Origin of the sequence: Bradyrhizobium sp. S3.12.5, from assembly GCF_040548225.1 — a bacterium.
Taxonomy (GTDB): domain Bacteria; phylum Pseudomonadota; class Alphaproteobacteria; order Rhizobiales; family Xanthobacteraceae; genus Bradyrhizobium; species Bradyrhizobium cytisi.
This window is the reverse complement of sequence record NZ_JBEPRF010000006.1, coordinates 148489-169818: the sequence shown is the minus strand read 5'-3', so window position 1 is coordinate 169818 and position 21330 is coordinate 148489. Positions and strand designations below refer to the sequence as shown.

Here is a 21330-nt window from a genome sequence, read left to right as displayed (position 1 = left end):
TTCACCATCGGCGACGCCATGGACAAGATCTACGCGGCCACCCCCAACAAGTGAGGCACCGAGACCCGACATGAATGCCGCGCCATCATGCGTGGTCGTGAACAAGTCGACGTTCGCGGGATGCGAACGTCTCGCAAGGTGAGTGAGATTTCCATGCCGGACGGAAGCCCAAGCAAACGCATGGCGGCTCCAGTGTCTCAAGGTGCCGGGACGTCGTCGGCGCGCGAAGGCCTGCTGGATCTCAGGACACGGATCGGAAAGTCGGTGCTCGGTCAGGATCATCTGGTGGAGAGCATGCTGATCGGGCTGCTCGCCAACGGCAATCTTCTGATCGAGAGCCTGCCGGGCCTTGCCAAGACCCGCGCGGTCAAGACGCTCGCCAAGCATCTCGCGGCGGATCTGTCGCGCGTGCAATTCACGCCCGACCTGCTGCCGTCGGACGTGACCGGCGCGGAGATCTATGTCCAGACCGACAAGGGCGGGCAATTCGAGTTTCAGAAGGGACCGATCTTCGCCAACCTCTTGCTCGCCGACGAAATCAACCGCGCGCCGGCAAAGGTGCAATCCGCGCTGCTCGAAGCGATGGAAGAGCGTCAGGTTACCGTCGCCGGCAAGACCTACAAGATGCCCGACCTGTTCATGGTGCTTGCGACCGAGAACCCGATCGAACAGGAGGGCACGTATTCGCTGCCGGAGGCCCAGCTCGACCGCTTCCTGATGCATGTCGTCATCACGTATCCGGACGAGGCCGTCGAAGGCGAGATCATCAAGCTCAATCGCGCGGAGAACGCGCAGAAGCCGAAGGACCGCGCCGCGGAGCTGCCGCCGATCCCGCAACAAGCAATCCTGGACGCGCGCGGCGAAATCGATGGGATATTCGTCTCCGATCTTGCCCAGAAGTATGTGGTGGATGTGATCTACGCGACGCGGTTTCCGGACCGCTACGGCGATCCGCTCGCCAAATGGATCCAGGTCGGCGCCAGTCCGCGTGGCAGCCTCGCGCTCGATCGCTGTGCCCGTGCACGGGCCTGGCTCGATGAATACGAGTTCGTGACACCCGACCACGTACGCGCGGTGGTCCATGACTGCCTGCGGCATCGCTTGATCCTCAGCTACGAGGCAGTGTCGCAGGGCGTGACGCCCGACCAGGTGATCGACAAGATCACCGAACTTGTCGCTGCAGCGTGAGGCCGTCATGACATCAGCCAACTCGCCCGGTGTCTATGTCAGTCTCGACGACCTGATCGCGCTCGAATATCGCGGACGCAAGGTCTCGTTCCTGCCGCGCCAACCGGTGCACAGCCTGTTGTCCGGTCGCTTCGCGTCGCGCATGCGCGGACGCGGGCTAAATTTTGAGGAGATCCGGGACTATCGCGCCGGCGACGACGTCCGTTCGATCGACTGGAAGGTGACGGCACGGCTCCAGAAGCCACACATCAGGGTTTTCAACGAGGAGCGCGATCGGCAGACGATCCTCGTGGTCGACCAGCGCCTGTCGATGTTCTTCGGCAGCCGGCTCGCGATGAAATCGGTGACCGCGGCACAGGCTGCGGCGATCGGCGCGTGGCGGGTGCTTGGTGTCGGGGACCGGATCGGAGCAATCATCTTCGGTGACCGCGATCTCGTGGAGGTGAACCCACGGCGCAGCCGGGCCAACGTGCTCCAGATCTTCTCAGCCATCGTTGCGCAAAACCAGGCGTTGGGCGTCGGTCGCGGTCTCGTCTCCGCGCCGGCCATGCTCAACACGGCGCTGGAGCACGCTCTGCGCCGCGCGCTGCACGATACGGTCGTGGTCATCATCAGCGATTTCGACGGCGCCGACGATGCGACGCGCAAGAAGATCGGCGCGATGGCCCTTCACAACGACGTCGTCGCCCTGCTGGTTCACGATCCCCTGCAAAGCGACCTTCCGCCCTCGGCCAGCATGACGGTGACTGACGGCGAGTTGCAGATCAGGCTCGATGTCGGACGCGGCAGCGTGCGCAAGAACATCTCGCAGGCGACCGAGGAGCGCCTGAAGGGCGTCTTCGCCTGGACGCACGAGCTCGGCATTCCCGTGCTGCCGCTGAGCGCCGCGGAGGATACCGCCATGCAGCTCCGTCGCCTTCTTGGCGCGATGCCGGCCAGGCACGGTCGCGGCGGTAGCCACAGGACGGAGGCGACCCTTGGCTGAACACCTGGCTGAATCCTTGGCAAAAGTTCAACCCGCCATGCCCGATCCGGTCGCCGGCCTCATCGACATCCCGTTGCCGCGCGAGGTGAGCCTGTGGCCGCAGACCTGGGAAGCGCGGATCGCAATCATCCTGGTCCTGGCGGTCGTGACCGCTGCGGCGTGGCGCCTCGTGCACCATCGGCGCGGCAATCGTTATCGGCGCGAGGCGATCGCCGAGTTGACCGCGATCAGGCGCGCGAGCCCCTCGGCACGAGGAGAACTGCTGACACGGCTGGCCCTGCTGGTCCGGCGCACGGCGCTCGCGGCCTTTCCTCGGGAGCAGGTCGCGCCACTGATCGGCCCGGCCTGGCTTTCTTTCCTCGACCGGAGCTATGGCGGAGACGAGTTCTCGCAAGGAATCGGTCGTTTGCTTGTCAGCGCCCCCTATCGGCAAATCTCGCCGGATGATGCCGACCTGAAATCGCTCGTCGGTCTCGTCCGCAGCTGGATCGGGAGGCACCATGCTTGAATTCGCCTGGCCCTGGCTGTTCCTGCTGCTGCCGCTGCCGATCCTCGTATGGTGGCTGTTGCCGCCATATCGGGCGCGGCAGGCTTCGGTCCAGGTGCCGTTCTTCGAACGGCTGGCGGCCGCGACCGGACAGACGCCGCAGCGGGGCGCCGTGGTGCTGGAGCGTCGCGCCTTGCAGATGATCGTGGCGGCGGCGATCTGGATCCTGCTGGTCATAGCGCTCGCAAGGCCGCAATGGGTCGGTGATCCCGTGACGCGAGAGGTGTCCGCGCGCGATCTGATCCTGGCGATCGACATATCGGGATCGATGGACCAGCGCGACTTCAAGACGCCGGACGGTACGACGCTGACGCGGCTCGATGGCGTCAAGCGCGTCATCAAGGATTTCATCGCCCGCCGCAAGGGCGACCGCGTTGCGCTGATCCTGTTCGGCACCAGGGCCTACGTGCAGGTGCCGTTCACCCAGGACCTCCAGACCGCGCAGCAATTGCTCGACCAGACCGCAGTCGGAATGGCCGGCCAGCAGACCGCGATCGGCGACACCATCGGGCTTGCCATCAAGACCTTTGCGACCAGCACGGCGAAACAGAAGCTCCTGATCCTGCTGACCGACGGCAACGATACGGCGAGCCGGGTGCCGCCCGAACACGCTGCCGATATCGCGCATCAGAACGATGTCGCCGTCTACACGATCGGCGTCGGCGATCCCGCAGCTTCGGGCGAAAATCGCGTCGATCTCGGCGTCCTGCAATCCGTTGCAAGCACGACCGGCGGTCATTTCTTTCGCGCCGAGGACGGCGCGCAGTTGCAGGCAATCTATGCCGACATCGACCAGCTCGCCCCGGCAAAGCTCGATACGCTGTCATGGCGCCCGAAATTGCCGCTGTTTCAATGGCCGCTCGGCGCCGCCGTCGTCCTCGGCCTGTTGCTGTGGCTTACGCTTCTGCTCGGAAGCGAATGGCATCGCATGAAGATCGTCAGCCATGCATGATGCCGCCACCATATCCTTCCATCTGCTGCGCCCGCTGTGGCTCGTCGCGCTGATCCCGGTTGCGGCCGTGTTCGCGCTGTTGCTCCGGCGGCAGAACGCGCGGGCGCAATGGGGCGACGTCATTGCGCCGCACCTGCTTGACCATCTGATCGTGCAGCCCGGCCGGGGACGCAGCGTCAACGCGCTTTATCTCGTGGCCGCCGCAATGGTGCTCGGCACGATCGCGCTGTCCGGCCCCACCTGGCGGCGCGAATTGCCGCCCTTTGTCGAAGACAAGGCGCCGCTGATGATCGCGCTCGCGGCCGGGTCGTCGATGAGCGAGAGCGACGTCGCGCCTTCGCGCCTCGAACGCGCCAAGCAGAAGATCGGCGATCTCCTTGCGGCGCGCGCCGGCGCCAGGACCGGGCTCATCGCCTATGCCGGAACCGCGCATCTGGTCATGCCGCTGACCGACGACCGCTCCGTGATCGCGCCGTTTCTCGCCGCGCTGACGCCGGGATTGATGCCGTCGGACGGCAAGAACGTGACGAGTGCGGTTGCCCTGGCTGCACAATCCCTCGCAACGGAGCCAGTCGCCGGCACGATCCTGGTGGTCGCCGACGACCTCGGCGCTGCCGACGCCGCGCCGATCCGGCAGGCGGCCGGGCGAAACAATCTGGTGATGCTCGCCGTGACCGCGAGCGCAACGTCCGAGCCATTGGGAAGCGACGTCGTTCGGGTCAGTGTCGACGGTGAGGACATTCTGCGGCTTGAGCGCCGGATCGAGACGCGTTTCCGGGCTGCCGAGGGCGATGCGTTCGGTACGCGATGGCGGGACGAGGGCTTCTGGCTGCTGCTGCCGCTCGCGCTGCTGAGCCTGCTCTGGTTTCGGCGCGGCACGACGGTCGCGTGGGTTGTTGCCTTCGTCCTCCTGACCCAAGTGAGCCCGTCACGGGCCGGCGAGACGTCGCGCCTTGCTAATCTCTGGCTGACTCCGGATCAGCAGGGCCGGCTCGCGTTCGACCGGGGCGACTATCGTGCCGCGGCAAATCTGTTCGCCGACCCGATGTGGCGGGGCATCTCCGCATACCGCGCCTACGACTTCATCGTGGCCGCGCAGGAATTTTCGCGGATCGAGACGCTGGAGGGCACCTTCGCGCTCGGCAACGCGCAGGCCCAGAACCACGCCTTCGAGAAGGCGATCAAGGCCTATGACGATGTGCTGAAGGTCCAGCCGGGCCATCTCGCCGCCAAGACCAATCGCGCAATCGTGCAGGCCGCGCTGGACGCCCAGGAAGCGAAGCGTCGCAAGCAGGAGCAGGACGATAGCGCGGCGCCCGACCAAAAAGCCGACGAGATGCGCGTCGACCCCAAGCAGAAAGGCGGCAAGACGATCAAGGTCACGCCGCAGGACGTCACCACCGCAGGCGCGGCCGAAGCCTGGATGCGCCAGGTCCAGACCTCGCCCGCAGACTTCCTCAAGCTGAAATTCGCGATCCAGGCGGTCGCGCCGGCCCAAGAGGGAGCGTCGCGATGAGACATTGGCTCGCTGCCATCGCGTTGCTGCCCGCGGTCGCGCTGCCGCCGCAATCCGGGCGGGCGCAACAGCCCGTCACGCCCGCGCCGAGGGTGCAGGTGACCATCGATCCGCCGCGCGTGGTGGTCGGGCAGCAAGCGACGCTTCACGTCATTGTGCTGGCGCCGAACTACATGACGTCGCCGCCCGAATTGCCCGGCTTCCAGCTGCGTAACGCCGTGACCCGGCAGCTGCAGAGCGTCAACACCAACGAGCAGCGCGACGGTGCGTTCTATGCCGGCGTGCGCTTTGAATATGCCATCTACCCGCAGGAGCCGGGCTCCTATGCTGTTTCGGACCAGAAGGTCCACGTCAAGTATGCTGCCGAGCCTCCGGCGACGCGCGAAGTCGACATTGTGCTGCCGCGCGTTTCGTTTGAAGCCTTTATTCCGGATGCTGCGGCCGAGCTTCGGCCATTTCTATCGGCGACCCGGCTGAACGCCGAGCAAACGATCAAGCGCTCGTCGGATCAGCTCAAGCCAGGCGATGCCGTCACGCGGACTGTGACGATCGCGGCCGAAGGGACGCCCGCGATGCTGCTGCCCCCGCAGCCGTTCGCCGACGTCGATGGTCTCAAGCTCTATCCCGCGCAACCCGCCCTCGCGGACAAGACGGAGGGTCGCACCGACGTCATGAGCTCGACCCGCGTTGATTCCGCGACCTACATGCTGGAACGCCCCGGCGACTATTCCCTGCCCGCGATCGATATCGGCTGGTGGAACACCGGCGACGGCAAGGTCCAGCAGGTTCATCTCGATGCCGTGCCGCTGAAGGTCATTGCCGATCCGGCAGGAGGTACGGTGCCCATCGACGGGTCCGACGTGAGCCGGACGTGGAGCGGCCTTGTCGACCTCATTGCGGATCACTGGCCATCTGTGCTGGTCGCGACCCTCATTGCTGTCGCACTTGGCTGGTTCGCACCCGGCATGGCGCGGCGAGCTGCGGATTATCATCGTCGCCGGCGGGAGGCCTATCGGCAATCCGAAGCGTTTGCGTTCGACCGGCTTCGCCGCGCCGTTCGTCATCGAGACGCAAGCACCGCGTACTTCGCATTGCTTGACTGGCTGCCACGTCTTGAGGCCACCTCCTCCCGGACTACGATCAGCGCCTTCAGGTCCGTCGCATGCGATCCTGCCCTGGACGGTCAGATCGGCGCCATCGAGCACGAACTGTTCGCAAGACAGCACGATTCGCACCGCTGGTCGCCACGCCAGCTGCTGCGCCACGTCACCGTCGCCCGCCGCAGGCTGCGACTGCGAACCCACCGCCGCAAAAGCGCGCGTCTACCGCAAACCCTCAATCCAGTCGGGGCCTCGAAGGCTCCGGCCCATGGCGGCAGAAGGCCTGCCAGATGACTGAAGCCTACGGAGACTGATCAAGCAGAACGCAAGACTCGGAAGCCAGAGCGAACAACACTTGCAGACCAAAGGAGCGTCGAATGCGCAACGAGACAAATAAAGACGGCGTCGCCGGATCCCCTTGCAGCGATAACTCAGCCATGAATCGTCGGGCCATACTGCTCGGCTCGTCATCAATTGTCGCGGCGGCGACATTGACCTCGCAGGCATTCGCGCAAGCTCAGAAGGCCGCTCCCTCTGCGGCTCCGGCCGCGTCGCCTGCCCCGGGCCGCAAACCGAATATTCTCGTCATCTTCGGCGACGACATCGGCATCCCCCAGATCAGCGCCTACACGATGGGCATGATGGGATATCGCACACCCAACATCGACCGCATCGCACGTGAAGGCGCCATCTTCACGGACGCCTACGGCCAGCAAAGCTGCACCGCCGGCCGTGCCTCCTTCATTCTCGGTCAGGAGCCGTTCCGGACCGGCCTTCTCACCATCGGCATGCCCGGCGATCCCCACGGCATCCAGGACTGGATGCCGACGATCGCCGACGCCATGAAGACCCAGGGCTATGCCACCGGACAGTTCGGCAAGAACCATCTCGGCGACCGCGACGAGCATCTGCCGACCAAGCACGGCTTCGATGAGTTCTTCGGCAATCTCTACCATCTCAATGCCGAGGAGGAGCCGGAAGGCTACTTCTATCCGAAGGATCCGAACTTCCGGAAGCAGTACGGTCCGCGCGGTGTCATCAAGGCATCCGCGGACGGGAAGATCGAGGACACCGGTCCGCTGAACACGGCGCGGATGCCCACGGTCGACGAGGAATTTCTGGGAGCCGCCAAGGACTTTATTGGGCGACAAGCCAGAGCGGACAAGCCATTTTTCGTCTGGTTCAATTCCACCCGCATGCACATCTTCACGCATCTGAAGAAGGAGTCGCTCGGCAAGACCGGCAAAGGCATCCACGCCGACGGCATGGTCGAGCACGACGGCATGGTGGGAGAGTTGCTCAAACAGCTCGACGATCTCGGCATCGCCGACAATACCATCGTCCTCTACACCACCGACAACGGCGCCGAGATTGCGCTGTGGCCCGACGGAGCCATGACACCCTTCCACGGAGAGAAGGGCACCACATGGGAAGGCGGCATGCGCATTCCGATGATGGTCCGCTGGCCGGGCGTGGTGAAGCCGGGCACCCAGTACAACGAGATCATCTCGCTGATCGACTGGTTCCCGACGCTATGCGCAGCAGCCGGAATACCCGACGTCAAGGAGAAGATGAAGACCGGCTTTGCCGGTGCCGGCGGGAAGAATTTCAAGGTTCATCTCGACGGCTACAACTTCATGCCGTTCTTCAAGGGCGACGCCGCGCAGCCGCCGCGCGACGCGATCTACTACTTCGATCAGGGCGGCAACCTCAATGCCATCAGGTGGAACGACTGGAAGCTGAGCTTCGCATCGTCGAAGGGAAACATCGCGACCGGCACACGTGAGGTCACCGCCTGGTCGCTGATCACCAACCTTCGGATGGATCCGTACGAGAGAGGTCTGGAAGAGGGAGGAGGAGCCATGGAATTCCTTGGCCGGAATATATGGCTGCTTGTGCCGGTACAGGGAAAAATCAAGGAGTTCTTCTCCGATTTCGACCAGTTTCCGTATCAGGAAGGCGGTTCGCTGAACGCGGGCGGCATCAACTACGGACTGCTCCGGCAGCAGGCGGCGCTGAAGCGGCTCAACGAGCTTGAGTCGCTCAAACCGCAATAGCTAGGGAACAGGAGGACAAGTGCCCGTGATGGTCCGGTTCTACGCCGTGCTGCTTGCATGTCTCGCCACCGTCTCGATTGCGGTGGCGCAGCCGGCCGACCCCTTGCCGTCCTGGAACGGCGGTGCGACGAAGACGGCGATCGCCGATTTCGTCGCACGCGTCACATCGCAGGGCGGCGCGGACTTCGTGCCGTCCGCCGAGCGCATCGCCGTGTTCGACAATGACGGCACATTGTGGTGCGAGCAGCCGGTCTATTTCCAGCTCGCCTTTGCCCTCGACCAGGTCAAGGCGATGGCGCCGCAACATCCCGAATGGAAGCAGCAGCAGCCGTTCAAGGCGTTCCTGTCGCACGACAAGGAGACGCTGGCGGCGCAAGGCGAGAAAGGAATGCTGTTGCTGGCCGCCGCCGCCCATAGCGGCATGACGACGGACGTCTACGCGCAGTCGGTCGCCGATTGGCTCGCCCGGGCCCGGCACCCCAGATTCAACCGTCCCTACAACGAGCTCGTCTACCAGCCGATGGTGGAGCTGCTCGCCTATCTGCGCGCGAATGGATTCAAGACCTTCATCGTCTCCGGCGGCGGCGTTGAATTCATGCGGGTGTGGGCGGACAAAGCCTACGGCATCCCGCCGGAACAGGTGGTCGGCTCCTCCGGCGTCACGCAGTTCAGGATTGGCGCCGACGGCAAACCCGTCCTGATGAAGTTGCCGAAGGTCGAGTTCATCGACGATGGCCCCGGCAAGCCGTCCGGCATCAACCGCTTCATCGGCCGCCGCCCGATCCTCTCCTTCGGTAATTCGGACGGCGACCACCAGATGCTGCAGTGGGTGGCGGCCGGCCCCGGCGCGCGCTTCCTCGGGATCGTCCATCACACCGACGCGGCCCGCGAATATGCCTACGACCGGCAGTCCAGGATCGGAAAGCTCGACAAGGCCTGGGACGACGCCGTGCAGCACGGCTGGACCGTGGTCGATATGGCGAAGGACTGGAAGACGGTGTTCGCGTTCGAGCGCGGCGGCACGGGAGCGTCGCAATGACCGGGACAATTGCGGCGGGACATTTCATCAACGAAGCAAAAACTATGGAGGCACGAACATGTCTAGACACATCCGCACTTTTCGGCTGACGGGCTGCTTGCTGGCATTGGCAACCAGCGTTTCTCTCCCGATAGGGACGGTATCGGCGGCGCCGCTTCAGCCGGCGGCGATCCAGCAGGGCGCAACTGGACCATCCGACCTCGTCGAGGTGCGCGCTGCCGGCCGACGTGGCGGCGCGGCCGTGGGGCCGCGCGGCGGAGCCGTGGTCCATCGCGGCGGCGCGGCGGTCGGCCCGCGCGGCGCCGCCTATCGCGGCGGCACCGTCGTGCGAGGACCACGCGGCAACGTCGCGGTTCATCGCACCACGGCAGTGGCCGGACGCGGTGGATGGGCGCGGCCCGGCCGTTATTACTGGCCGCGAGGCGGTGCGATTGCCGCCGGTGCGGCGATCGGTTTCGTCTCAGCGGCCACGGCTGCTGCCTGGGCCGGCGCGGCACCCGCGCCGGGGATGTGCTGGTACTACACCGATCCGTCCCGGACCCAGGGGTTCTGGGATTACTGCCAGTGATTGCAAGCAGGACCGTGATGGTGACGAAGCATATCGCTGCCGCAGCCGTTGGCTCAGTGTTACTCCTGACGCCCGGCGCACCGGCTCAGGCCCAGACGGTCGCTCCGAGTGAGGCGCGTGCAATCGCCAGGGAGGCCACGATCTACGGCTTCCCGCTCGTGGACAATTACCGCGTCCAGTACGCCTATTTCGTCGACCACGGCAGCCCTGAATTCAAGGCGCCGTGGAATCATATCTTCAATAACGCGCGTGTCTACACGCCAGAAGACAAGGCTATCCAGACCCCCAATTCCGATACGCCGTATTCCTATGTCGGGGTCGATCTGCGCGCGGAGCCTGTCGTCCTCACAGTGCCGGAAGTTGAGAAAGGGCGTTACTACTCTTTGCAGTTCATCGACATGTACACGTTCAATTTTGCCTACGTGGGAAGCCGAGCCACAGGCAACGGTGCCGGCAGCTATCTGCTCGCCGGACCCAAATGGAAAGGCGAGAAGCCGAAAGGCATCAAGGCGGTGATCCCGTCCGAAACGGAATTCGCGTTCGTGCTCTACCGTACACAGCTTTTCAATCCCGGCGACATCGACAACGTCAAGAACATTCAAGCCGGCTACAAGATCGAACCGCTCTCGGCGTTCCTTGGCAAGCCTGCGCCGCCGGCCGCGCCGGCGATCGATTTCTTCAAGCCGATCGGGACCGACCAGGAGCGAACCTCGCTCCAATTCTTCTCGGAACTGAACTTCATTCTCCAGTTCTGCCCAACGCATCCGTCCGAGAAGGCTCTGATGGCGCGCTTTGCCCGGATCGGCGTCGGCGCGGGTAAACTCTTCGATTCCGACGCGTTGTCTCCGGACATGCAGAAGGCGTTGCAGGACGGCATGGCCGATGCCTGGGCCGCGTTCAAGGTCCACAAGGAAACGGAGGTGGACACGGGCAAGGTTTCAAGTGCGGACAGCTTTGGAACGCGTGCCTTTCTGAAGAACAATTACATGAGCCGCATGTCCGCCGCCGTGCTCGGCATCTACGGCAATTCGAAGCAGGAGGCCTACTATCCGGCCTATTTTGTCGATGCTGACAAGCAGAAGCTGGACGGCAGCCACAGCTATACGCTGCGCTTCGCGCCAAACCAGCTGCCGCCGGTCAATGCGTTCTGGTCGCTGACGATGTACGAACTGCCGGCGAGCCTGCTGTTTGCCAATCCGCTCAACCGCTACCTGATCAATTCGTCGATGCTGCCGTCGCTCAAGCGCGACGCCGACGGCGGCATCACGCTGTACGTCCAGAACGAGTCGCCGGGCGCGGACAAGGAATCAAACTGGCTGCCCGCGCCGAAGGGACCTTTCCTCGCGGTCATGCGGCTGTTTTGGCCCAAACCGGCTGCACTCGACGGGAAATGGAAGGCGCCGCCGCTGCAGCGGGTGAATTGAGGGAACGTCACATCATGAAAATGAAATCAACCCTGACCTTGTCATTCGTCTCGCTCGCCGTGACCGGTACGGTCGCGTTCGCAGCGACGCCCACGCCGGAAACGATCCCCATCACCGTCGACAATTTTGTCCGCGCCGAAAGCGATTTGTATTTCCGCGGGATATTGAAGGACAGCGGCGGAATCGGGAAGGTTCTGCACCGCCGCGAGCCGGCGGCGATCGACAAGCAGACTGTGATCCGGCTCAACCGCGATACTCTCTATTCGTCGGCCGTTTTCGATCTCGATGCAGGGCCTGTGACGATCACGCTGCCTGACACGGGCAAACGCTTCATGTCGATGCAGGTCATCAATGAGGATCACTATGTGCCGGAGGTCGTCTACGGCAAGGGCAGCTATACGCTCTCGAAAGACAAGGTCGGCACGCGCTATGTCGCCGTCGCGATCCGGACGCTGGTCGACCCGGCCGACCCGAAAGATATCGAAACGGTTCACCGACTCCAGGACGCCATCACGGTCACCCAGAAGGCTGCCGGCGCGTTCGAGGCGCCGGACTGGGACCAGGCCAGCCAGAAGAAAGTGCGCGATGCACTCCTGGTGCTCGGCTCGACCATTCCGGACTTCAAGAAAGCGTTCGGCACCAAGGCCGAAGTCGATCCCGTCCGGCACCTGATCGGATCAGCGGCGGCCTGGGGTGGCAATCCCGACAAGGATGCAATCTATCTCAACGTCACGCCGGCGAAGAACGACGGCACGACGGTCTACAAGCTCGACGTGAAGAATGTTCCGGTCGACGGGTTCTGGTCCGTCAGCCTCTACAATGCCGAGGGGTACTACGAGAAGAATTCGTACGACGCCTACTCGATCAACAGCATCACCGGCAAGAAAAGCGCCGATGGCTCGATCGCCGTTCAGTTCGGCGGCTGCGACGGCAAGGTTCAGAACTGTCTGCCTATCATGAAGGGCTGGAACTACACCGTGCGGCTCTATCGTCCGCGGACCGAAATCCTGAACGGCAAATGGAAATTCCCGGAGCCGCAGCCGGCCAGCTAGAGGATCAACCATGAGCGGCTATGATATCTTCGCCTGGATCGTGCTCGTGATCTTGCTCGTGAGCGCGATCGGCGTGGTCTGCATCGCCGGCTGGCTGCCCGGGCATATCGCGAAATCGCGCGGCCATCCCCATGCGCAGGCCGTGACGGTCGCCGGCTGGATCACGCTGTTCTTCGGCTTCGCGCTGTGGCCCCTCGCCTTCATCTGGGCCTATGTCGACGTGCCCTCGCGCAAGAGCGGAGACGCGTGATGGCCGTCGCGATCCTCAACATCTATCTCTTGCTGCTGTTCCTGCTGGTTCATTTCAAGGTGGTGCCTTTCAATCTGTTCTGGAAAGTTTCGCCGTTCATCGTTCTGGTGCTGGTGATGTTCGGCCTGCTGGTCCCGATGGGATGGGGCGCGCCGCAAGGCAGCGCACTGGTCGTGCGCAACGCGGTCTCGATCGTGCCAGACGTCGCGGGTGAAGTGACGGATGTTCCTGTGGTCGCCAACGCGCCGCTGAAGTCCGGCGACGTGTTGTTCAAGATCGACCCGACGCCCTATGCGGCGCAAGTCAAGGCAATCGACGCGCAGTTCAAGCTCGCCAAAACGCGCCTCGGCCAGATGACACAGCTTTACGAACGTGACGCTGGCCGCGGCTTCGACGTCGAGCAGCGCCAGTCGGAGGCGGACCAACTCTCGGGCCAGCTCGAGGCCGCGCAATGGAATCTCGACAAGACAATCGTGCGCGCGCCTGCCGACGGTTACGTCACCAACCTCGCGCTGCGCAAGGGCGCGCGCGTCGGCACCTTGCCGTTGTCGCCGGTGATGGCCTTCATCGATACCTCCTCGACCATCATCGGCGTCGAGATCAACCAGATCGACGCGCGCTACGTCGCGCCCGGCCAGCAGATCGAGGCGACGTTCAAGTTCGCGCCCGGCCAGATTTTTGCCGGCAAGGTCGAGAGCGTGCTCCAGGCGATCGCGCCCGGGCAAACGCAGACCTCGGGCTCCGCCGTGATGCCGAAGGCAATCGAGGCCGCGCCCTTCGTCGTCCGCGTCAGGCTCGACGACGCCGAATTCGCCCGGCGCCTGCCGGCCGGCAGTGCCGGGACAGCGGCGATCTACACCGATCACGTCAAGCCGACTCACGTCGTCCGCCGCGTGATCCTGCGGCAGCTTGCGATCCTGAACTACGTCAATCCGTTCTGAAGGCACAACGATGAAGACGATGGGGACATGCGACATGATGAAGAATTTTCGGAAAGGCGCGCTTGCGGTCGTGCTGGCGGTAACGGTTTTCGCGGCGCAGCCCGCGCTCGCCGATGAAGGCGGCATCAGCTTCTGGCTGCCGGGTAATTTCGGCAGCCTCGCCGCCGCGCCCGGCACGCCGGGATGGTCGTGGGCGACAGTCTACTATCATACCGACGTCAGCTCCGGCGCGGGCCAGCAGTTTCCGCGTGGCGGCCGCGTCGACGTCGGCATCAGCGGCAAGGGCGATATCGCCCTTTTCGGGCCGACCTACGTGTTCGCCACACCCGTCCTGGGCGCGCAGCTCTCCGTCAGCGTGCTGGGTGTCGGTGGCAGGAATGAAGCCTCGGCGGCGCTGTCGCTGACGGGACCGCTCGGCAACACCATCGGGATCAATCGCACCCAGGATCTCGTCGCCTTCGGCGATGTCATCCCGGAGGTCGCGCTGAAGTGGAACATGGGCGTCAACAATCTCATGGTCTACGGCATGGGCGACATTCCCATCGGCGCCTACAATTCGTCCCGGCTTGCCAATCTCGGCATCGGCCACGGCGCGATCGATTTCGGCGGCGGCTACACCTACTTCAATCCCCAGACCGGCAACGAATTCTCCTGGGTCGCGGGCCTCACCTACAATTTCAAGAACACCGACACGCAATACCAGAACGGAATGGACTTCCATCTCGACTGGGGCGCTTCGCATTTCGTCACCAAGCAAGTTCAGCTCGGGCTGGTCGGTTACTACTTCCAGCAGGTGACCGACGATTTTGGGGCACCGCCGGCGCTTGGCGGTTTCCGTTCGCGTGTCGCCGGCGTCGGGCCGCAGGCCGGCTTCCTGTTTCCGGTCGGCGACATGCAGGGCTACCTCAACCTGAAGGGCTATTGGGAGTTCGCTGCGGAGAACCGCCCATCGGGCTGGAACACCTGGGTGACGTTCGCGATCTCGCCCGCGGCGCCGGAGCCGGCCTCCGCAAAGCCGATCGTGCGCAAATACTAGAGGAGGCGTTCAGGACGCTCTGATGGAAGGAGATTGGATCAGAGGCACACTTCGCATCGGCTTCCGGACATCGATCATCACGGTGTTCGTTGGCGTCGTGCTGCTCGTGGGCCTGACGCTGGTCTATCTCAGCTTCGAGCGCGTGACCTCGATCACGCGGACGGCGGCGAGCGGCTTCATCGAGAAGGTGGCACAGTTGGGTGCCGATCACGTCGACGAGCAGTTCAAGCATGTCCGCGACAATCTCGACATTCTCTCCGCCCTGCCGTCGATCCAGGAAGCCGATATCGCGGACAATTCGCGGTTGTACAGCCTGATGGCGGCGATGCTGCGCAACAACCCGCAGCTCTTCAATCTCTATGTCGGCTACGAGGACGGCTCGTTCATCGAGATGGACGTGATCGATCGCGCCAGGCCGGAGTTCCGGACGAGCCTGAAGGTCGATCAGGATGCGGCGTTCCGGCTGGTCGTGATCTCGCGCACGGCCGGCAGCGCACCGGTCACGCAATATCTGTCGGAAAACATCATCCAGGTCGCGGAGGTCGCCGGGCCCACCGGCTACGACCCGCGGCAACGGCCCTGGTATGTCGAAGCGTTCAAGAACGACAAGACGCTGCTGACGGGGCCTTACGTCTTCTACGCCACGGGCGAGCCCGGCTACACGCTGCGGACGCCGCTGAAGGAGGGCCGCCGTGGCGTCGTCGCCGGCGACATCCTGCTGAACCGGTTCGAGGACATGCTGGCGCAGCAGAAGCTCGGCCGATCCGGGCTCGCCTTCCTGTTCAACGCTGCCGAGCGCATCGTCGGCCATCCCGAGATGAGCCGCCTGATGGCGGAGATCCCGGAGCGGCAGGATGGCCTGCCGCAAATCGGTGCGCTCAAGCTGCCCGCGCTGGTCCCGATCATGCGCTCCTGGCGCGATGGCGGGCCGGCGCAACAATTCTTCGACGACGACGCCGGCCGGACCTATATCGCGGCGGTCCACCGGCTCGATACCGCCGGCTCGGCCAATGTCCGGCTCGCGATGATCGCGCCGCTCGACGAATTCTACGCCCGGATCATCAACGAGCGCCGCACGCTGTTCGCGCTGGCGCTGGCCTTCGTCGGCGCCACGCTGCCGTTCGCATTCTGGCTGGGGTCGCTGATGGCGCGGCCGCTGCGCAAGCTGGCCGAGGAAACCGACGCGATCCAGCGCTTCGATATCGCGGAACGGCCGCGCATTCATTCCGCCATCGCCGAGATCGAGGAGCTCGGCCGCTCGGTCTTCACCATGCGCAGCGTGGTCAGCAGCTTTGCAAGCTTCATTCCGCGCCCGATCGTGCGGCAGCTGATCGAGACCGGCTCGTCGCTCCGCCTCGGCGGTAGCAGGCGTGAGGTCACCGTGCTGTTCACTGACGTCGCCGACTTCACCGCCAAGACGGAGCGGGCTGACCCGTCGCAGGTGATGATTTTCACCTCGCGCTATTTCGCCGCGCTCTCGGACGAGATCATGCGGCACCAGGGCACGGTCGACAAGTATATCGGCGACGCCGTGATGGCGCTCTGGAATGCGCCGGCGGACGATCCCGATCATACGGTCGACGCCTGTCGCGCCGTTCTCGCCTGCCTTGCGGCGAACGAGGCCCTCAACAAGGAGTTTCGACGGGAGGGCTGGCCGCCTTATGAGACGCGGTACGGCCTGCATGTCGGCGACGCCGTGGTTGGCAATGTCGGCTCCAGCGATCGGATGAACTACACCGCGCTCGGCGCCACCGTCAACCTGGCCTCGCGGCTGGAAGGCCTAAACAAGAACTACGGCACGCGCGTGCTGGTCAGCGCAGTGGTGCGTGCGCGAGCGGGCCATGCGTTCCTGTTCCGCAGCGTCGACAGCATCACGCCGAAGGGATTTGCCGAGCCGATCGCGGTCAGCGAGCTGCGCGGCGAATTGGCGCAGGCCAATGAGGCCGAGATCATCATGTGCCAGCGCTGGGACGAGGTTTTTGCAGCGATTGCGCAAGACGGTGCGGCCGACACCACGCTGGTCCGCCTCTCCGGCTTCCTGCTCGACTATCCCAAGGATGGCATCGCGCAGTTTCACGCCCAGCGTCTTCGCGCGGCGGCCGGGAATAAGGGAGCTGCGGCATGAGCGCTCGCCTAGTCAGCCGTCGGCAACTGCTGCGCCATGGCGCTGCGCTGACGGTGGCTGCGGCGCTCCGCGCGCCCGCCATCGCGCAGGCCCGCGCAAAAGTCCGGCTCGGTTATGTCCATGTCGTCGCCGTGGACGGGCACATCTGGACCGGCATCGATCGCGGCTCGTTCGCCAGGGAGGGCATCGATTTCGAGCTGCACGAATTCAACACCGGCCCCGAAGTGTTCGAGGCGATGATGCGGGACGAGCTCGACGTCGCCTCGGCTGGCGGCGTCATCTCCAACTACTTGGCGCTCGGCCGCGGCCGAGGCTTTCTCATCAATGACATCGAGGTCGCCACCGCGCAGCTCTGGGTCCGGCCGTCGCTGGGGGTGAACAAGCTGGCCGATCTCAGGGGCAAGCGGATCGCGACGACCATGAAGACCACGGCGCACATCTTTCTCGACCGCGCGCTGCGCGCCAACAACATCGCCCCGTCCGAGGTGAAGATCGTCAACGCCAGCATGCCGGATGCCGTCAAGGCGTTCATTGCCGGCGAGGTGCCGGCCATCGCACTGTGGGTGCCATTCAATGTCGCCGTCCGCGGGGCGCTGCCCGACGCCGTGAAGCTGGTCGATGCCTCCGCCTTTTATCCGCAATCCGCCGTGCTCGGCGGCTGGGCGGCGCGGACGGACTATTATGCCGGGAACAGGGACGTGCTGAGCCGGATCATCCGCGGCTGGATCGGTGCGAACGACCACATGGTGCGGAACCCTGCGGCGGCCGCGGAGGCGCTCCAGGCTCACTACAAGCCCTCGCGCCCTGCCGACATCGCAGAAGCCCTCAAGGCGCAAAAACTCTACTCCGCGCGCGAATGGCGGCGGCTCTATGCTGACGGCACCGTGGTAAAATGGTTGCAGGAGGTCAGCGATTTTTTCATGACGGACGCCGGCGTCACTGGCGCGCTGCACGCGTCCGATTACTTCGACACACAGCTTTACCTGGCGGCCGCCGGATAGAGGCGCGCTCAAGACAAGCCCGGCCACCACCGCCTCGACGTCGATCCATCCCTGTTGAAGCCGTCATGCTGATGCGCGGCAACGCGAATAGCGATATTCGGGCGCGGCGTACCATCATTCGTTCGAGCCAAACGGAATATTTTTCTCGGCATGCACGTTTCCTGAGCATTTTCCGGCGAGTTTGGGCCGCTACAGGGGGGAGCGTGCCCGACAACTCTGTTAGGATGCATCCCGCATCACATTCAGCAACGTGAGAGCGTGAGCATCCGCTGGATCGGTCAACTCGCGTTCCGAAATATCGAGGAGACACGTCATGAAGATTGTCGTGATCGGCGGAACCGGGCTGATCGGGTCCAAGCTCGTTGCGAAGCTCAAGCAGCAGGGCCACGAGACAGTCGCCGCCTCGCCAAGATCGGGTGTGAACGCCGTGACCGGCGAAGGCCTCGCGGCGGCGACGGCCGGCGCGGATGTTGTCGTCGACGTCGCCAATTCACCATCCTGGGAGCCTGCCGCCGTGCTCGAATTCTTCGAGCGCTCGAGCAAGAACCTCCTCGCTGCCGAGGCCAAAGCTGGCGTCAAGCATCATGTCGCGCTGTCGATCGTGGGGACCGACCGCTCGCCCGACATCGCCTATTTTCGTGCCAAGCTCGCACAGGAGACCATCGTCAAGGCCTCTTCGGTGCCCTACTCGATCGTTCGCGCCACCCAGTTCTTCGAATTCCTCGGCGCCATCGGCGAAGCGGGCGTGACTGGAGGCAAGATCGTCGTTCCATCGGCGCTGTTTCAGCCGATCGCATCCGACGATGTGGTCGATAGCCTTGCCGAGGTCGCAACGGGACGGCCGCTGAACGGCACGATCGATATCGCAGGCCCCGAGAAGGCCCCCTTCAATGAATTCGTCGCGCGACGTCTGAAGGCGTCCGGCGACAATCGTCCAGTGGTCGGAGACCCCAGCGCGCAGTATTACGGCGCCCCGATCGACGACACCTCGCTGAACCCGCTCGGCGAGGCGCGGCTCGGGAAGACGCCGCTCGCAACGTGGCTCGCAAAGCCGTGAGGACCCACAACGGAGAGTAACGCCGGATCAGCCGGCACCGCACCGGGTCGATGATCGGCTTCCACGCGACGCCGGGCTACGAGACCTATCGCGGGCTCGGCTGGTGCGGCGTAATCGTCTGCGCCGTATGACGAGCCGGCCGTCCGGCGCGCTGGGACCGGTGGGCCAGCCGGCCCCCGGTGGTTGCAGGCACAAGGTTTTTAGCCACGGTCGTTTGACACGTCGGGCAAAGCGAAGGCATCGACGATCGTCGCGCCGTTTGCGGGCGCAGTGCTCTTTGCGAGGCCGGGAAGGCCTGCTGCGCCGGACAACGGGCCGCGCGGGGCACGCGACGGCCCAGTATTGAAACCAAGCCTGCGGGCCCAGGTTATTCCCGATGGTCCGGCCGATGCCGGCGTCCGCTTTCGCCCCGTTCACCCGTCATACCGAGCTTTCGCATGACGACGAAGACCCGCTTCAATATCGCCTATGCCATTGCCGCCATCCTTGCGGTCTTTGTCCTTCAGCACCTGATTGCGACGGTCGGCCAGATCGCCGTTATCCCCTACAGCGAGTACCAGCAGCTCTTGCGCGACAACAAGGTCGAGAGCGTCGGAATCTCGGACCGCACCTTGCAGGGCACGCTCAAGGAGCCGCTGCCGGGCGGCCAGAAGCAATTCATCACGACGCGCGTCGATCAGGACATCGCCCAGGAGCTCGAGAAGCACAATGTCCGCTTCACGGGCCAGATCGAAAGCACCTTCTTCCGCGATCTGCTGTCGTGGGTCATGCCGGTGCTGCTGTTTTTCGGCCTGTGGTGGTACGTCGGCCGCCGCATCGCCGAAAGCGGCGGCCTTGGCGGCGGCTTGATGCAGATCGGCAAGAGCAAGGCGAAAATCTACGTCGAGTCCAACACTGGCGTCACCTTTGCCGACGCTGCAGGCGTCGACGAAGCCAAGGACGAGCTTCGCGAGGTCGTCGATTTTCTGAAATCTCCCGCCGACTATGGCCGGCTGGGCGGACGCATGCCGAAAGGCGTGCTGCTGGTCGGACCACCGGGGACAGGCAAGACCCTGCTGGCGAAGGCGGTAGCGGGCGAAGCGAAAGTGCCGTTCTTCTCGATTTCGGGATCCGAGTTCGTCGAGATGTTCGTTGGGGTCGGCGCCGCCCGTGTTCGTGATCTATTCCAGCAGGCACACGAGAAGGCGCCTGCCATCATCTTCATCGACGAGCTCGACGCGCTCGGACGCGCTCGCGGTATCGGCCCGTTCGCGGGCGGTCACGATGAGAAGGAGCAGACCCTGAACCAGCTCCTGGTCGAGCTTGATGGATTCGACTCGCGATCGGGCCTCGTCATCCTCGCTGCAACCAATCGGCCCGAAATCCTCGATCCCGCCCTGCTCCGAGCCGGTCGCTTCGATCGCCAGGTCCTCGTCGATCGCCCGGACAAGAAAGGCCGAGTCGACATTCTGAAGGTGCACATGACCAAGGTGCGGCTCGCCCCCGACGTTGAGGCGGAGGCGGTGGCCGCACTGACGCCGGGATTCACCGGAGCCGATCTCGCCAATCTCGTCAACGAGGCGGCGCTGCTGGCGACGCGCCGCGGGGCCAAAGCAGTCGGCATGAGCGACTTCAACAACGCAGTCGAGCGGATGGTCGCAGGACTTGAGAAGCGGAACCGCCTGCTCAACCCTCGCGAGCGCGACATCGTGGCCTACCATGAGATGGGTCACGCACTGGTCGCTCTGTCGCTGGCCGGGGTTGACCCGGTGCATAAGGTGTCGATCATCCCGCGCGGCGTTGGCGCGCTCGGCTACACCATTCAGCGGCCGATCGAGGACCGCTTCCTGATGACGAAGGAAGAGCTGGAAAACAAGATGGCGGTTCTGCTCGGCGGCCGCGCTGCCGAGTTGATTGTGTTCGGCCATCTGTCGACCGGAGCCGCCGACGATCTGCGCCGCGTTACCGATATCGCCCGCAGCATGGTGACGCGCTACGGCATGTCGGAGAAGCTCGGAAGCATCGCCTACGAGCGCGATCCCGGCAATTTCCTGGCGAGCACGGATCGTCCCTACCCGGTGCGCGAGCGCGAATATGCCGAGGAGACGGCAGCGGCCGTCGACCGGGAGGTCAGGGTGATCGTCGACAATGTGTTCCAGCGGACGCAGGGCCTGCTCACGATGCGCCGATCCATTCTCGACCGCGCCGCAAAGCAGCTGCTGGAGAAGGAGACGCTGGAGCAGAGCGATATCGACAAGCTGATCCGAGAGGTGCCCAAGGAAGGCTTGCGGGCGGTCTGAAGTCGGATGAGGTTTGGTCGAACCGATGCGAGCCGAACGGCCGAGCGAAGCATCCGTCACCGCTGCGCTCGACGCGTCAGGTCGGCCGCTTCCTGCCGGGATCCCGAACAGTATTACGGCGCTCCCATTGACGACACTTCGCTGATCCCGCTCGGCGAGGCGCGGCTTGGAAGAACGCCGCTCGCAACCTGGCTTACGAGCGTCTGAGGATCC

At 64.3% G+C, this 21330-nt stretch carries 18 protein-coding genes and 1 pseudogene; all 19 read left to right on the top strand.

Annotation, left to right across the window (positions count from 1 at the left end; genetic code table 11):
• Window positions 1-192 precede the first annotated feature (192 nt).
• Window positions 193-1188 (top strand): AAA family ATPase, encoded by a 996-nt coding sequence (locus ABIC09_RS10515; RefSeq protein WP_246230153.1) that lies wholly within the window; start codon window positions 193-195, stop codon window positions 1186-1188.
• A gap of 7 nt (window positions 1189-1195) precedes the next feature.
• Complete coding sequence (locus ABIC09_RS10510; RefSeq protein WP_354109207.1) at window positions 1196-2173, top strand: DUF58 domain-containing protein; 978 nt, start codon at window positions 1196-1198, stop codon at window positions 2171-2173.
• Window positions 2166-2681: a DUF4381 domain-containing protein gene (locus tag ABIC09_RS10505; RefSeq protein ID WP_354109206.1), complete on the top strand. Its 516-nt coding sequence runs from the start codon at window positions 2166-2168 to the stop codon at window positions 2679-2681. Before ABIC09_RS10510 ends, ABIC09_RS10505 begins: the two co-directional genes overlap by 8 nt.
• Window positions 2674-3672, top strand: coding sequence for a VWA domain-containing protein (locus tag ABIC09_RS10500; RefSeq protein WP_354033533.1), 999 nt, complete (start codon window positions 2674-2676; stop codon window positions 3670-3672). Before ABIC09_RS10505 ends, ABIC09_RS10500 begins: the two co-directional genes overlap by 8 nt.
• Window positions 3665-5188 carry a VWA domain-containing protein gene (locus ABIC09_RS10495; RefSeq protein ID WP_354109205.1) on the top strand — a complete coding sequence of 508 codons (1524 nt, stop codon included), beginning with the start codon at window positions 3665-3667 and terminating at the stop codon, window positions 5186-5188. Before ABIC09_RS10500 ends, ABIC09_RS10495 begins: the two co-directional genes overlap by 8 nt.
• Window positions 5185-6582, top strand: a complete 1398-nt coding sequence (locus ABIC09_RS10490) for a BatD family protein (protein ID WP_354109204.1) — start codon at window positions 5185-5187, stop codon at window positions 6580-6582. Before ABIC09_RS10495 ends, ABIC09_RS10490 begins: the two co-directional genes overlap by 4 nt.
• 143 nt (window positions 6583-6725) lie before the next feature.
• Window positions 6726-8345, top strand: a complete 1620-nt coding sequence (locus ABIC09_RS10485) for an arylsulfatase (protein WP_502916777.1) — start codon at window positions 6726-6728, stop codon at window positions 8343-8345.
• 28 nt (window positions 8346-8373) lie between these two features.
• The gene (locus tag ABIC09_RS10480; RefSeq protein WP_354109320.1) at window positions 8374-9384 is read left to right on the top strand and encodes an HAD family hydrolase; all 1011 of its coding nucleotides are present in this window, start codon (window positions 8374-8376) and stop codon (window positions 9382-9384) included.
• Window positions 9385-9442: 58 nt separating this feature from the next.
• Window positions 9443-9952, top strand: a complete 510-nt coding sequence (locus tag ABIC09_RS10475) for a hypothetical protein (protein ID WP_354082766.1) — start codon at window positions 9443-9445, stop codon at window positions 9950-9952.
• 17 nt (window positions 9953-9969) lie between these two features.
• Complete coding sequence (locus ABIC09_RS10470; protein ID WP_354109319.1) at window positions 9970-11376, top strand: DUF1254 domain-containing protein; 1407 nt, start codon at window positions 9970-9972, stop codon at window positions 11374-11376.
• A gap of 20 nt (window positions 11377-11396) precedes the next feature.
• Window positions 11397-12428 carry a DUF1254 domain-containing protein gene (locus ABIC09_RS10465; protein WP_502917662.1) on the top strand — a complete coding sequence of 344 codons (1032 nt, stop codon included), beginning with the start codon at window positions 11397-11399 and terminating at the stop codon, window positions 12426-12428.
• A 10-nt stretch (window positions 12429-12438) separates the two neighbouring features.
• Window positions 12439-12678 (top strand): DUF3302 domain-containing protein, encoded by a 240-nt coding sequence (locus ABIC09_RS10460; RefSeq protein ID WP_148748847.1) that lies wholly within the window; start codon window positions 12439-12441, stop codon window positions 12676-12678.
• The gene (locus tag ABIC09_RS10455) at window positions 12678-13619 is read left to right on the top strand and encodes an HlyD family secretion protein (protein WP_354109202.1); all 942 of its coding nucleotides are present in this window, start codon (window positions 12678-12680) and stop codon (window positions 13617-13619) included. Before ABIC09_RS10460 ends, ABIC09_RS10455 begins: the two co-directional genes overlap by 1 nt.
• Before the next feature lie 37 nt (window positions 13620-13656).
• Window positions 13657-14655 carry a SphA family protein gene (locus ABIC09_RS10450; protein WP_502916417.1) on the top strand — a complete coding sequence of 333 codons (999 nt, stop codon included), beginning with the start codon at window positions 13657-13659 and terminating at the stop codon, window positions 14653-14655.
• Between the two features lie 22 nt (window positions 14656-14677).
• A complete protein-coding gene (locus tag ABIC09_RS10445; protein WP_354109201.1) occupies window positions 14678-16780 on the top strand; it encodes an adenylate/guanylate cyclase domain-containing protein in 2103 nt (700 codons plus the stop codon).
• Entirely contained in the window at window positions 16777-17781 is a 1005-nt protein-coding gene (locus tag ABIC09_RS10440) for an ABC transporter substrate-binding protein (protein ID WP_354109200.1), read from the top strand. The genes ABIC09_RS10445 and ABIC09_RS10440 overlap by 4 nt, the downstream gene beginning before the upstream one ends.
• Window positions 17782-18094: 313 nt before the next feature.
• On the top strand, window positions 18095-18838 hold the full coding sequence (locus ABIC09_RS10435; RefSeq protein WP_354033524.1) for an SDR family oxidoreductase: 744 nt from the start codon (window positions 18095-18097) through the stop codon (window positions 18836-18838).
• Between the two features lie 437 nt (window positions 18839-19275).
• Entirely contained in the window at window positions 19276-21117 is a 1842-nt protein-coding gene (gene ftsH, locus ABIC09_RS10430) for an ATP-dependent zinc metalloprotease FtsH (protein WP_354033523.1), read from the top strand.
• 99 nt (window positions 21118-21216) lie between these two features.
• Window positions 21217-21324, top strand: a pseudogene (locus tag ABIC09_RS10425) (NmrA family transcriptional regulator); the annotation flags it as partial.
• Window positions 21325-21330 lie beyond the last annotated feature (6 nt).